General features: G+C 66.9%; 16 protein-coding genes. 9 read left to right on the top strand and 7 right to left on the bottom strand.

Going from position 1 to position 13,053, the window contains the following annotated elements; genetic code table 11:
- Positions 1-6 precede the first annotated feature (6 nt).
- A complete protein-coding gene (locus tag ACFC4D_RS23450) occupies positions 7-714 on the top strand; it encodes a GntR family transcriptional regulator (protein WP_375964048.1) in 708 nt (235 codons plus the stop codon).
- A gap of 175 nt (positions 715-889) precedes the next feature.
- Here ACFC4D_RS23450 and ACFC4D_RS23445 read toward each other — a convergent pair whose 3' ends face one another.
- The 3 genes from ACFC4D_RS23445 to ACFC4D_RS23435 all read right to left on the bottom strand — a co-directional run bounded on the left by ACFC4D_RS23445 (position 890) and on the right by ACFC4D_RS23435 (position 3,213).
- A complete protein-coding gene (locus ACFC4D_RS23445) occupies positions 890-1,429 on the bottom strand; it encodes a carboxymuconolactone decarboxylase family protein (RefSeq protein WP_376066586.1) in 540 nt (179 codons plus the stop codon).
- Between the two features lie 76 nt (positions 1,430-1,505).
- Complete coding sequence (locus ACFC4D_RS23440; RefSeq protein WP_375964043.1) at positions 1,506-2,147, bottom strand: GNAT family N-acetyltransferase; 642 nt, start codon at positions 2,145-2,147, stop codon at positions 1,506-1,508.
- 292 nt (positions 2,148-2,439) lie between these two features.
- Complete coding sequence (locus ACFC4D_RS23435; RefSeq protein WP_376066584.1) at positions 2,440-3,213, bottom strand: TetR/AcrR family transcriptional regulator; 774 nt, start codon at positions 3,211-3,213, stop codon at positions 2,440-2,442.
- Between the two features lie 119 nt (positions 3,214-3,332).
- Here ACFC4D_RS23435 and ACFC4D_RS23430 point away from each other — a divergent pair, with 119 nt between their 5' ends.
- The 5 genes from ACFC4D_RS23430 (at position 3,333) to ACFC4D_RS23410 (ending at position 7,045) form a co-directional block, all read left to right on the top strand.
- Complete coding sequence (locus tag ACFC4D_RS23430) at positions 3,333-3,710, top strand: VOC family protein (protein WP_376066581.1); 378 nt, start codon at positions 3,333-3,335, stop codon at positions 3,708-3,710.
- An 80-nt stretch (positions 3,711-3,790) separates the two neighbouring features.
- Positions 3,791-4,366, top strand: coding sequence for a dihydrofolate reductase family protein (locus tag ACFC4D_RS23425; RefSeq protein ID WP_376066579.1), 576 nt, complete (start codon positions 3,791-3,793; stop codon positions 4,364-4,366).
- A 16-nt stretch (positions 4,367-4,382) separates the two neighbouring features.
- A complete protein-coding gene (locus tag ACFC4D_RS23420; protein WP_375964035.1) occupies positions 4,383-4,739 on the top strand; it encodes a YciI family protein in 357 nt (118 codons plus the stop codon).
- 119 nt (positions 4,740-4,858) lie between these two features.
- Positions 4,859-6,145 carry an RNA polymerase sigma factor gene (locus ACFC4D_RS23415; RefSeq protein ID WP_376066577.1) on the top strand — a complete coding sequence of 429 codons (1,287 nt, stop codon included), beginning with the start codon at positions 4,859-4,861 and terminating at the stop codon, positions 6,143-6,145.
- 174 nt (positions 6,146-6,319) lie between these two features.
- Positions 6,320-7,045 (top strand): transglycosylase SLT domain-containing protein, encoded by a 726-nt coding sequence (locus ACFC4D_RS23410; protein WP_375964031.1) that lies wholly within the window; start codon positions 6,320-6,322, stop codon positions 7,043-7,045.
- Positions 7,046-7,130: 85 nt separating this feature from the next.
- On the opposite strand, the gene ACFC4D_RS23405 is transcribed toward ACFC4D_RS23410, so the two are convergent.
- Positions 7,131-7,976, bottom strand: coding sequence for an SDR family oxidoreductase (locus ACFC4D_RS23405; RefSeq protein WP_376066576.1), 846 nt, complete (start codon positions 7,974-7,976; stop codon positions 7,131-7,133).
- A 111-nt stretch (positions 7,977-8,087) separates the two neighbouring features.
- Here ACFC4D_RS23405 and ACFC4D_RS23400 point away from each other — a divergent pair, with 111 nt between their 5' ends.
- Together ACFC4D_RS23400 and ACFC4D_RS23395 are read left to right on the top strand one after the other, a co-directional pair.
- Positions 8,088-8,477: a winged helix-turn-helix transcriptional regulator gene (locus ACFC4D_RS23400; RefSeq protein ID WP_375964026.1), complete on the top strand. Its 390-nt coding sequence runs from the start codon at positions 8,088-8,090 to the stop codon at positions 8,475-8,477.
- A 65-nt stretch (positions 8,478-8,542) separates the two neighbouring features.
- Positions 8,543-9,016, top strand: a complete 474-nt coding sequence (locus tag ACFC4D_RS23395) for a nucleoside deaminase (protein WP_376066574.1) — start codon at positions 8,543-8,545, stop codon at positions 9,014-9,016.
- A gap of 152 nt (positions 9,017-9,168) precedes the next feature.
- Here ACFC4D_RS23395 and lpdA read toward each other — a convergent pair whose 3' ends face one another.
- From lpdA to ACFC4D_RS23380, 3 genes are all read right to left on the bottom strand, one after another.
- Positions 9,169-10,572 (bottom strand): dihydrolipoyl dehydrogenase, encoded by a 1,404-nt coding sequence (gene lpdA, locus ACFC4D_RS23390; protein ID WP_364649459.1) that lies wholly within the window; start codon positions 10,570-10,572, stop codon positions 9,169-9,171.
- A 34-nt stretch (positions 10,573-10,606) separates the two neighbouring features.
- Positions 10,607-10,915 carry a nuclear transport factor 2 family protein gene (locus ACFC4D_RS23385; protein WP_376066573.1) on the bottom strand — a complete coding sequence of 103 codons (309 nt, stop codon included), beginning with the start codon at positions 10,913-10,915 and terminating at the stop codon, positions 10,607-10,609.
- Between the two features lie 88 nt (positions 10,916-11,003).
- A complete protein-coding gene (locus ACFC4D_RS23380; protein ID WP_376066570.1) occupies positions 11,004-12,002 on the bottom strand; it encodes a dipeptidase in 999 nt (332 codons plus the stop codon).
- Between the two features lie 37 nt (positions 12,003-12,039).
- Here ACFC4D_RS23380 and ACFC4D_RS23375 point away from each other — a divergent pair, with 37 nt between their 5' ends.
- Positions 12,040-13,047 (top strand): AraC family transcriptional regulator ligand-binding domain-containing protein, encoded by a 1,008-nt coding sequence (locus tag ACFC4D_RS23375; RefSeq protein ID WP_376066569.1) that lies wholly within the window; start codon positions 12,040-12,042, stop codon positions 13,045-13,047.
- Positions 13,048-13,053 lie beyond the last annotated feature (6 nt).

Genomic DNA, 13,053 nt, shown 5'->3' with positions numbered 1-13,053 from the left:
TCCGACATGGCGCGCAGGGGGCGTATTCCATTGTCCGAGCGGGTCTACCTGGCCCTGCAACGAGATCTGGCGGCAGGCGTCCTGACCCCCACCGAACGGCTCGGCGAGGAACGCCTCGCCGAGACCTACGGCGTCTCCCGCACCCCCGTCCGCGAGGCTCTGGCGCGCCTCTACGCCGACGGCCTCCTCGAACGCCACACCGACGGCCTCTACCCCTACCGCCCCCGCGTCAACGAACTCGGCGACCTCTACGAACTCCGAATAGTCCTGGAAGCCAGAGGAATCCAGCGGCTGCAACATGTGGACGACGACGCGTCCCAGCTGCTCCATGACGCCGAGGCATTGCGCCGCGAGTTGGAGCTGTGGCGGCAGCTACGCGACCAGCCACCCGAGCCGGGTGCGGAACTCATCGCCGCCGATGAGCGATTCCACTCCACCCTGCTCGTAGCCGCGGGCAATTCGGCCCTGGCCGACGCCCTCGCCACCGTGCACGCTCGCGTCCGCCCGGTCCGCGCCATCGATATGCCCACCGCCGAACGCGTAGCCGCCATGGCGGAGGACCACATAGCGATCGCCGAAAGCCTGCTCGCAGGCGACCTCGACACCGCCCTGCGCACCCTCATGGCCCACCTCACCAGCTCCCGAGCCCACGTCCTGACCCGAGCCAAACGCGCGATCGAAATGACGAAACTCGCCCAGGCCGTGCGGGAATGAACAAAAGAGGCCCGGAGGGCACGCGCCTCGCTACCGCGCGACCGTAGTTCCACGTCGTCCATGGCACGGCGGACGCGATCTCGGTGGAGGTTCCGCTCGCCCTGGCGCGACTCGCTCGGGGCTGCCGGCGCTGGGATGGGCCGCCGGGCAAGCATGGCGACGTCTGCCGGACTGCTCAGTGGTCGGTTTGGATGCGCAAGGCGGTGATGGTGCTGGCCAGGCCCTCGTACTGGTTTATCAGCAGCACGATTTCGATGAGGCGGCGCTCGTCGTAGTGGGTGGCCAGGGTCTGCCAGGCGGCGTCGTCCAGGTCGCGGGTGGTGACCAGTTGGTCGACGGCGGCCAGCAGGGCGCGTTCCTTGTCGTTCCAGCCGGGGGCGGTGGGACCGGTGCGAATCCAGTCGAGCTTCTCCGGGGTGACGCCCGCACGCTTGCCGAGGCGAATGTGATGATCCATCTCGTAATCGCATTCGCGCAGGTGAGCGACGCGAATAATGACGAGTTCGGACTCGTAGCGACGCAGGCGGCCGCCGGGCATGAGCTTGCCGGAGAAGTGCAGCCAGCCGCGGAACAGGCCGCCGGTGCGGCCGAGCGTGCTGAACAGGTGGGCATCCTCGGTCCCGGCGGCGCGCGAAAGCGCCTGCCAGACAACCCAGTTGATCGGACCGAGCTCACGGAGACGGCCGGGAGCTATGCGTGGCTGCGTCGACACCATGCCTCACGCTAACAGCCTGTCCCAGTCAGCGGCCACCAGATGTTCGACGCGGCGACCGCGGGCGCGCGGGCGCTCGCTACGGTTCCGCGCGGTGGCGGGCGCGGGAACCCAGTGCGAGAGGCAGGGTTTCGGCGGGGTGGTCGCCGCGGACGCGGGCGTGCAGGTGCATGTCATGCCAGCCGTCGGCGTGCAGGGTGGCGCTGCGGTTGACGCCCTCGAGGAGGAAGCCGCATTTGCCCGCCACCCGGCAGGATTGCTCGTTGTGCACCGAATGGCGCAGTTCCAGGCGGTGGAAACCGATATCGTCGAAGGCCCAGGAGGTGACCGCTTCGACGGCGCGCGGTGCGATCCCGCGGCCACGCGCGCCGGGCATCACCCAGTAGGCGACGGCCGCGGTTCCGTGCGGTAACTCCATCCCCAGGACCGAGGCGCGCCCGACCACTCGGCCCGAACGACTGTCGGTCACCGCCCAATTCGCGTCCACGCCGCCGTGCCAGGTGCGACTCCACGCCGCCACCAGCTCCCCCGCCTCCTCGATGGTCTCGGCGGTGCGCCGATGCCAGCGCTGAATGAGCGGATCCTGGAAGGCCGTGAACACCTCATCGGCGTCGCGTCGCAGCCAGGGCCGCAACACCAGATCCTCGCCCGCCGGGAGCACCGGTTGCGCGGTTCTGGTGAAGGCTTCGGCGGCAACGATTGCCGGGATGGAACGCGGCATACTTCGAATTCTGCCCCGTGCGCCGCAGTGATGTCGCGGGAAATATCGATCGGCCGCAATCGGACTGCGGGGTCGCATTGCCGCAGCGGGCCGCCGGTTGCGCGAAAGACCTTCCAGTCGAACAGGATTCGCGCCGACGGCGACAACAGACGACAGCGCCCGGCTACGTTCCCGGCGATCCCCGGCGCGATTCGGCCACTGGCGCGACTCGGACATCGGCAGCGGAATTCGTCCGGCCCACCCCGCCCGGAGCCAACCCCGCGCAACACTCACCCGACCCCGCAGGATCAGTTCACCCCGCGCGAGATTCGATCATGGCGGCGAGGCCGTCGAGGGTGCGGGCCAACCCGAAGTCGTAGGCGTGATCGGCACTGTAGGCGCTGTCGTGCGCCTGCCCGGCGGCGGCCCCGACCCGCGCGGCGAGCGGATAGCGCTCGGCGGGCATGACCCGTTCCAGCAGGGGCGCGGCGCGCTCCCACCATTCGTGATCGGATTCGCCGCTGTCGGCGGCCGCTCGCGCGGTATCGATGGCGATGCGCGCGACCGAGGTGACAAAGCCGAGCAGATAGGTCAGCGCGGCGTCCATCTCCACATCGCTCAGGCCGAGCCCGTCGAACGCCCGCAGCTCATGGTCGTATTTGGCGGTGACGCCCGGCCCCAGCGGCGGCCGCGTGGTCGGCACGTACGCGACCCACGAATGCGCCGCGAGCAATGCCCGATTCTCCGCCGCGATCACGGAAACCTTGTCCCGCCAAGGCATTCCGGTGAGATCCGCGCGCGGCATCGCGTGATAGACGGTATCGAGCATGAGATCCAGCAGTTCGGCCTTACCCGGCACATAGGTGTAGGTGGCCATCGGCGTCACCCCGAGTTTCGCCGCGACCGATCGCATGGTGAGCGCGCCCAGCCCCTCGGCATCGGCGATCTCCAGCGCCGCCGCGACCACCGCGTCCACGGTGGTGCGCTGTTTGGGCCCGCGCGCCGGACCGCCCTGCCCGGGCTCGCGCCACAGCAGTTCCAGCGTGCGCACCGGATCTCCGGCCGAACTGCGCTCTCGTGCGCCCATCGCCTCACCTCCACGCCGATCGTATCCATGTGACGCGCGTCACGATGCAGGCCATCGGGAATTTACGTACAAAGTACAGCGTACTTAGTACAGAGTTTATCGGCAGCGAGGAGCCACCCATGAAGATCACCGCATCCGCCCTTTCCCTGAACGTGCCCGATCCGGCCGCCTCGGCGAAGTTCCTCATCGACCACTTCGGCTTCACCGAGGCCATGTCCGCCGACGGCTTCGTCTCCCTGACCCGCCCGGACGCCGGAATCAATGTCATCTACCTGCGCACCGGCCTGGGCAGCTTCAAACCGGCAACCATCGCGGGCAGTGCCGGACAGGGCGTGCTCGTCGTATTCACCGTCGAGGACATCGACACCGAATACGCCCGGGTCCAGGCCGAAGGCGTCCCGATCGTCACCGAGATCGAGACCGAACCCTGGGGTGAGCGCTACTTCCAGACCCTCGATCCGAACGGAATCGTGATTCAACTCGTGCAGTGGGTCTAATCGTGTCGATTCCGTCCCTTCCCGTTCGAGGAGTAGGTGAGGACCGCTGAACGGTCCGCCTCGAACGGGAAGGACGGGCAATGCGCAAAGTAGTGGCAATCGAGAACATGACCCTGGACGGGTACGTGGACTCGCAAACCGGAATGGGGTTCGAATGGACCTTCCGCGGCTACAGCGAAGAGGTCGACGCCTTCGGTAACCAGCATGTACGCGCCGATGTGGACACCACCGTGTACGGGCGCAGGACCTTCGAGGGCATGCGCGGCCACTGGACGCAGGTGCCGTCGAACCCCGACGCCACCCCGGGTGAACTCGCGCACGCGGAATGGGTCAATAACGTCGACAAGATCGTCTTCTCCACCACCATCGGCGACCCCGAATGGGCGAACACCCGCGTCATCGCCGCCGACGCCGCCGCGCGCGTCGCCGAACTCAAGGCCGGAGACGGTGGGACGCTTGCCATTTACGCCAGCCCCAAACTCGTGCACTGGTTCACCGACAACGGCCTCATCGACGAATTCCGGATCATGGTGCATCCGGTGACCATCGGGTCCGGCACACCGCTCTTCCACGACAAGGCGAAACTGGACCTGAACCTGCTGGAATCCAAGACCTTCGACTCGGGTGCGGCATATGTCCGCTACCAGGTCGCGTGAGCGAGAGGATCGAACAATGCGACACATGGTGCTGATTCGCCTGGACCCGTCCGCCGCACCCACCGGTGGCCCGGATGAGCAGTTGATGGCGGATATGAACGTGCTCATCGAAGAGATGACCAAGGCCGGTGTACTCCTGGACACCGCCGGGCTGCGCCCCACCGAGGAGGGCACCCGCGTCCGCCAATCCGGCGGCAAGCAAACCGTCATCGACGGCCCCTTCACCGAATCCAAGGAAATCATCGGCGGCTACTGCCTGCTGCAAACCCGCTCCAATGCCGAAGCGGTGGAATGGGCCTCGCGCTTCCTGCGCGTGCACGGCCCGGAGTGGGAGATCGAAGTCGAGGTCCGGCAGCTCGACGACCAGGGCTGACCGGATGCGGCCACCCGAGCGCCCGACATCCCACAGCGGCGATGTGCCCGCCTGACGCGGAGCCTCCAGGCCGCGGGGCTGAAACCTCGCGGCCGCCGGAGGAACGCGCACGCCGAGCGGTGGAGGCGGCGTGGCGGATCGAGTGGCCGCGGCTCGTCGCCGGGCTCACCCGGATCGCCGGGGATATGGGCACGGCCGAGGAACTCGCCCAGGATGCCCTCGTGGCCGCGCTGGAACAGTGGCCGCGTGACGGGGTCCCGCCGAATCCGGGCGGCTGGCTGATGCTGACGGCGAAACACCGTGCCATCGACCGGATTCGGCGCGACGCCACCTTCGCCCGCAAACTCGAATTACTCGGACATCAATTGCGCATCGACGAGCACGGGCCGCACGCCGACGCGTTCGGCGACGATCCCGCGGCATCGGCCGTGTCGGCGTCCGATGAAGGCGACGCGTTCGATGATCTGCTGCGGATGATGTTCACGGCCTGCCATCCGGTGCTGACGCCGCCCGCGCGGGCGGCGCTCACGCTGCGCATGGTCGGCGGGCTGAGTACCGGGGAGATCGCGCGGGCCTACGTGATTTCGGAATCGACTGTGGCACAACGGATCGTGCGAGCCAAGCGCACCATCGCGAACTCCCGGGTGAAGTACGAGGTGCCGCGCGGGGCGGAATTGGCGGCGCGGCTGGACTCGGTGCTCGAGGTGATCTACCTGATCTTCAACGAGGGGTACACCGCGACGGCGGGTGATCGCTGGGTGCGCACCGAATTATGTGAGGACGCACTGCGTTTGGCACGCATCCTGACCGGACTGCTGCCCGATGAGCCGGAAACGCACGGGCTGGCGGCACTGCTGGAATTGCAGGCGTCCCGCCTCCAGGCGCGGCACGGCGCGGCCAATGAGCCTGTGCTGCTTGCCGATCAGGATCGCGCACACTGGAACGGGCTATACATTCGGCGCGGCTTCGCGGCGCTCGGGCGCGCGCACGCGCTGAACCGCGCCCAGGTCCGCCCGCCGGGACGCTATGCGTTGCAGGCGGCGATCGCGACGGTGCACGCCATGGCCCCAACCGCCGCCGATACCGACTGGCGTCGCATCGCTGGACTGTATGCCGTTCTCGCCGAACGTTTTCCATCACCGATCGTGGAACTGAACCGCGCCGTCGCGGTGGCCATGCTGCACGGTCCCGCCGCCGGACTCGAACTCGCCGACAAGGCGGCACAATCCGGCGCGCTCGACGGCTACCACCTGCTGCACGCGGTACGCGGCGATCTGCTCGCCCGCCTGGACCGCGGCCCCGAAGCCCGCGCCGCCTTCCTGCGCGCGGCCGAACTCACCGGCAACAGCACCGAACAGGCGCTGCTGACGAGCCGGGCAGCACGAATCCACCAGCAGGACGACTAGACACCGCCGTGGGTACCGCTCCGGAAAAGCTACGAGCATAGACCGCCGAACAGCGCGAACCTCGGAAGTTTCCGATTCGGCGCGCCGGTCCGGCTCCCACGCGAACCGTCGCGCGGCGCGTACGGTGGAAGCCTCTCCGCCCTAGTCGTGATTACGAAAACCATTGGAATTCTCGTGATCTCGGTCGCGCCGATCCTGTTCGGCGTCGGCAGCCCGGCCGCGTACGCGGACACCGGCACACCGCCCGCCGGAAACTCCAGCCCCACCGGCGGCAGCAGCAGCGCGCAAGCACCCACCAAACCGTCGCGGACCGGGCCGGTCTGGCAGGGCGGTGGATTGCGCTGGGTGACCGATACGGGGCAGGAACGCAGGCGGGTCACCGCGGCCGAGATCGCGCAGTTGTCGGAGTACACCAACGGGCTCTCGGACCTGTCGGTGGGATTTCTGCAATTGACCGCGGGACTCTCCCAGACCGCTCCCACGCTGCTCGGATTGGCCTCGGGCGTCACCTCGCTGTCGCCCGGGATGTCCGAGTTGTCATCCAGCCTGTCCGAACTGGCCTCCAGTTCGAGCGGTGCGGCCGGATTCCTGGAGCCGTCCTGGGTTTTCCCGCGACCGGCGCTGAAAGCCATGGCGCTGAGCATCGTTCCGCTGGATCAGTTCGGCGCGTTCGACCAGATCATCTCGCACGAGAGCAGTTGGCGGGTGTTCGCCGTCAACCCCTCCTCGGGCGCGTACGGACTGGCTCAGGCCCTGCCCGCGCACAAGATGGGCGAGGAGGGACCGGATTGGATCTTCAATCCCCTGACCCAATTGCGCTGGGCCTACAAGTACATGAACGAGCGCTACGGCAGTCCGATGGCGGCCTGGGCGTTCTGGCAGGAACACAACTGGTACTGAACCAGCCTGGATCTACAGCTCTCCGCCCCGGGGCCCGGTCGTATTCGACCGGGCCCGAACGCAATTCGAATACCGCAGACCGCGCTCAGTTGAGGGCGGTGCGGAAGACCTCGACCGCCGGGGTGGTCTCGCGGCCCAGCAGTTTACGCAGGTCACCGCTGTCGACGGCGAGAATGCCCTGGGCGATGCCCGCGTCAGCGTCGGCAAGTACGGCGGCGTAGCCCGCGGGGACACCGTTCTGCTCGAGGGCGGCGGCGTAGTCGGCCTGGGGCAGATCCTGATAGCGCACCGGCTTACCGGCGGCCTCCGAAATCGCCTGCGCCAGTTCGGCATAGGTGGCCAGATCGCCACCGAGTTCGTAGGTCTGACCCTCGTGCCCGGGGGTGGTGAGCACCTTGGCGGCGGCCTCGGCGTAATCGGCGCGGGCCGCGCCCGCCACCTTGCCCTCGCCCGCCGCGCCGTAGAAGACGCCGGACTCGGCCGCGGCGGTGACGCCGTTCAGATAGTTCTCCCAGTACCAGCTGTTGCGCAGCCGCACCACGGGTACGGACGCCTCGTCCAGCGCGGCCTCGGTGCCGCGGTGCTCCTGCGCCAGGATGAGCTCATTGCGCTCGGCGTTCGGAATGCTGGTGTAGGCCAGCAGGTTCACGCCCGCACGCTCGGCGGCGCGAATCACATTGGTGTGCTGGGCCACTCGGCTGCCGAACTCATTGCCGGAGATCAACAGGACGCGGTCGACGCCGGCGAAGGCACGGTCCAGCGCCTCGGCGTCGTCGTAGCTCGCCTCGCGAACCTCGACGCCGCGCTCGGCCAGATCGGCGACCTTCGAGGCATCGCGGACCACGGCCACGGGCTGTGCGCCCTCGCGCAGCAGCGCCTCGATGGTGAGGCGACCCAGCTGACCACTTGCTCCGGTGACGGCGACGGTCATGACTTCCTCCAGGTATTCAAGGGAATGAACTGCGGTATCGACGTGTACTAACTAATAGTAAGCACATACCATTCCCGCACCGCAACCCGAACGGTTAGGTAATCTCGAATCATGAGCACGCCCGCCCCGGATCACGACGACCCCACCCTGGAGGCCGACGTCTTCGCGCGAAACTGCGGATCCCGCCCGGTCCTGCAGAATGTGGCGAGCCGCTGGGGCGTCCTCGCCCTGGTCGCGCTCCGTGAAGGCGCGTTCCGCTTCAGCGCCCTGCGCCGCCGCGTCGACGGCATCAGCGAACGCATGCTCTCGCAAACCCTGCAGACCCTGGAACGCGACGGCATGATCCACCGCGAAGTCCAGCAATCCATCCCCCCGCACGTCGAATACACCCTCACCGATCTGGGCGCGAAGGTCGCCGACCAGCTCGAGGGCCTGGTGGTGCTGCTCGAAACCAATATCGATCAGATCCGCTCCGCACAGGAGACCTACCACCGCGACTGAGCAGCGTCGTGATCAGCGGGTCGTGATCAGCTGTGCGACAACACCATCGACGAAGGAGCGGCATCATGCCCACCGATCTGCACTACCTCGAACGCTGCGTCGAACTCGCCACCGAGGCACTGGACGCGGGCGACGAACCCTTCGGATCGGTCCTGGTGGCCGCCGACGGCACCGTCCTCGCCGAGGACCGCAATCGCGTCTCCGGCGGCGATCAAACCCGGCACCCGGAATTCGAACTGGCCCGCTGGGCCGCCGAAAACCTCACCCCCGCCGACCGCGCCACAGCAACCGTCTACACCTCCGGCGAACACTGCGCCATGTGCTCGGCCGCCCACGCCTGGGTGGGCCTGGGCCCCATCGTCTACGCCGCCTCCACCGAACAGCTCACCGCCTGGCTCACCGAATTCGGCGTCCCCCAGGGCCCGGTGAACCCGCTCCCCATCAACCAGGTAGCCCCGAATATCCCGGTCAGCGGCCCATTCCCGGAGCTGACCGAACGAATCCACGCCCTGCACAAGCGCTTACACCTGGGTGACTGATCGTTTGATGGAGTAGGACATGCCAACGCCCGGCCTACTCTCACTCCTTGTCAGCGACCGCATCCCGGCGGACCGAGCCGGATACGAAACGGCCCGGTACCGGGTGTTCCACCGGTACCGGGCCGAATGCTGTTGTACTGCGGGCGAAGTGATCAGAAGTTGATCATGTGGCCCGCGAGGCCGTGGATGGCCTCCTGGAGGGCTTCGCTCAGGGTGGGGTGGGTGTGGACGTTGCGGGCCAGTTCGTTGACCGTGAGGTCCCACTTCTGGGCCAGGGTCAGCTCGGGGAGCAGTTCGGAGACGTCGGGGCCGATGAGGTGGCCGCCGATGAGCTCGCCGTACTTGGCGTCCGCGATGAGCTTCACGAAACCGGTCGGATCGCCCAGGCCGTGCGCCTTGCCATTGGCGGTGAACGGGAAGGTGGCGACCTTCACGTCATAGCCCTCGTCGCGGGCCTGCTGCTCGGTGAGACCGAAGCTGGCGACCTGCGGCTGGCAGAAGGTGGCGCGCGGCATCATGCGGTAGTCGCCCAGCGGCAGGGTTTCCGCGCCGCCGATGGTCTCGGCCGCGACCACGCCCTGCGCCTCCGCGACGTGCGCGAGCTGGAGCTTCGCGGTGACGTCACCGATGGCGTAGATGCCGGGGACATTGGTGCGCATGTACTCGTCGATGGCGATGGCGCCGCGATCGGTGAGCTGCACGCCGGTGTTCTCCAGGCCGTAGCCGTCGACGCGCGGTGCGAAGCCTACGGCCTGCAGCACCTTGTCCACGGTGACGGTCTCGATATTGCCGGACTTGTTGTCCTTGATGGCGACGGTGACCTTGGAGCCGTCGTCATCGATGGACTGCACGGCCGCACCGGTGGTGATGGTGATACCGAGCTTCTTGTACGCCTTGGTGATCTCCTTGGAGACGTCGGCGTCCTCGTTCGGCAGTGCGCGGTCCAGAAATTCGACGATCCGCACATCAACGCCGTAGTTCTTCAGCACGTAGGCGAATTCCATGCCGATCGCGCCCGCGCCGACCACCAGGATCGAGCCCGGCAGGTCGCGGGTGAGGATCTGCTCCTCGTACGTCACCACATTCGCGGACAGCGAGGTCCCCGGCAGCAGCTTCGTGGTGGTACCGGTCGCGATGATGACATTGTCGAACGTGATGGTCTCGGTGCCGCCCTTGGACAGCGCGACCGAGAGCGTCTTGGCATCGGTGAACGTGCCAGCGCCGTCGAACTCGTCGATCTTGTTCTTCTTCATCAGGAAGTGGACGCCCTTGACGCGGCCGTCCGCCACCTTGCGACTGCGATCGAAAGCAGCGCCGAAGTCGAAGCTCACCTCACCGGAAATACCGAAGGTCTTGGCCTCTTTATGGAAAATATGGGCCAGCTCCGCGTTTCGAAGCAGCGCCTTGGACGGAATGCAGCCCACGTTCAGGCACACGCCACCCCAGTATTTCTGCTCGACAATAGCTGTTCGCAGGCCGAGTTGAGCGGCGCGGATCGCAGCGACGTAACCGCCGGGACCAGCGCCGAGAACGACGACATCGTAGTGGGAAGTCACGCCTGCGAGCCTAGCCCCGCCGCGCGCGTCGCACTCATCCAGCCTGCCCGGTTTCGAAGCGGCTGATCAGACCGTCCCGCACCGTGAAGCGCCATGCGGTGCGCATGCTCCCCCACCGGTCATTGGCGTAATCGGCGACGAATTCGGTAGGCGCGGTGACCGATTCGACCTGCATCCGGCCATTGGTGGTGAAGATTTCCGAATCGGTCCACTGGGCGAGATTCCGCTCATTGCCGTCATCGGACATGCTGGCATCGGGGGTGAGGGTCTGGAAGAACGCGTCCACGTCATGCGCGTTGACGGCGTCCACGAATTTCTGCACCGTGCGATCGAGCTGCGTCATCTGATCTCCCCTTCGATACGGAATGGGTTGAGCAGGGCAAACACCGGGTTCGAGTCTAGCGGCGAAGATCGATTACGCCAGGGGTCGTTCAGTCCCGCCAGACCTGACCGGCGATGCGGGCGAAATTGCCGTGGAAGACGGCGGCACGCTCGGCGGCCGATAAACCGCGGTTCGCGAGCACCTCGTCGAGTCCCGGCACATCGGATTCGCCGAGCAGATCCTCCGGCGGCGTCCACTGCAATGGACCCCAGCGGGTGAACTCCGCGGAGAACACCTCCGGATTCGCCGCCACCTCCGCATTGAAGTCATCACCGTCGAACGAGAAATCCGAGCTGAACCCGATGTGCTCGAATCCGACCAGCTCCGCGCCGTAGACGATGTGATCGGCCATGGCCTCGACACGTTCGGCGCGCTCACCCGGCGCATTGCGCCCCAGGAAGATGCCGACGCCGTTGATGCCGATCACCCCGCCGGTGGCGGCGCACGCCCGCGCCTGATCATCGGAGATATTGCGCGGATGCGCCCACACCGCAGCGAAATTCGAATGGCTGTAGACCATCGGAACAGTGGTGATATCGGCGATGTCCAGACCCGTGCGCGGCGAACAGTGCGAACCGTCCGCGAACATGCCGACCTCGTTGAGCGTGCGAATCAGATCGCGGCCGTATGCGGTCAGCCCGGTGTCCTCGGTATCGAGGCAGCCGCAGCCCGCCGCATTCGCGTAGTTATAGCTGGGCAGCAGTGACCGCACACCCAGGTCGTAGAACATCTTCACATTGTCGAGGTCACCGCCGAGCGGTCCGGAATCCTCCAGATCGAAGGCGAGCGCGATGAGATCCGGATCCGGATCGACCGCATCCGCGATGCGCTCAACCAGCCGGAATCGGCCGTCCGCCAAGGCATCTCGGCGGAATTGATCGATCATCCGCTCCGAATCCCGGGTGGAGTGCAGCGAATAACCCACATTCACCGAAAGATACGAACCCAGCGGATAGCGCGCCAGCTCGGCGATATCGGCCGAGGGCAGCAGCGGCAGGCAGCAGTGCTGTTCCCACAGCAATCCGGGACCTCCTGGGCGGATCGGCATAAAAACAGCAATCCTAACGACGATTAATGTTCCAGGCGTGAACCCGCTCGACGGCACCGCCTCCACCCATCTCATTCGATTGGTGCGGGACGCGGCGCTGCGGGCCGGGGTGCGCCCCGAACAGATCGCCGCCGTGCACGGTGTGGACGAAGCGGCGCTGACCGGGGAACTCAATCGGATTCCGCTCGATTCGCTGGTTCGCCTGTGGGAGTTGATCGCGCACACCCGGACCACCCCCGGCGCAGGTGTCGCGGTGGTGCGCGACGCACCGCTCGGCAGCCTCAATACCTGGGATTACCTGGTGACAACCGGTGCGACACTGACCGATTCGCTGCACGCCGCCCAGCCCTACCACCGCCTGGTCACCGCCGCCGCCGAGGGTTTCGACCTGGACGGCGACGGCGATCTCACCATCGGATACCGCACCACCGCGGGCGATCCCGCCGTCGTGGCCGTCGTCAACGAATACGTGCTCGCCTACTACCTGCGTCGCGCACGGGAGGCCACCGGTCGCCCGATCCGCCCGTCGCGCGTGACATTCGGGCATGCCGCGCCCGCCGATCACTCCGAATTGGCGGCCGCGTTCGGCACCGAGAACATCGAATTCGATGCCCCCGCCGACTCGATGACGTTCACGGCCGCCGATGCCACCGCTCCGCTGTTGCGGCCGGACCCGACCCTCAATCAACTTCTGCGCAGCCATGCCGATCTGGTGCTGGCCAGCGCCCGCCCCATCGCCGATCCGCTCGACGCCTTCCGCGCCGCGCTCGCCGAAACCCTCGATCGCGGTGAGGTTTCCCTGGATACGGTGGCGCGCCGTCTGCTGCTGAGTCGGCGCACCCTGCAACGCCAGCTCGCCGAACACGGCACCACGTGGCGGCAGGAAGTCGATCTGGCCCGCTACGAGCAGGCCAAATCACTTCTCGCGGAAGGGAAATTGACCACCGCGGCCATCGCGAACAAACTCGGCTTCGCCGATGATCGTGCCCTGCGCAAAGCCTTCCACCGCTGGACCGGAGTCTCCCCCACCGCGCTGGCGCGTTAGGGCCGG

The sequence above is a fragment of the Nocardia sp. NPDC056000 genome, from assembly GCF_042269265.1.
Classification (GTDB): Bacteria; Actinomycetota; Actinomycetes; order Mycobacteriales; family Mycobacteriaceae; genus Nocardia.
This window is presented reverse-complemented; position numbering and strand designations above follow the sequence as displayed.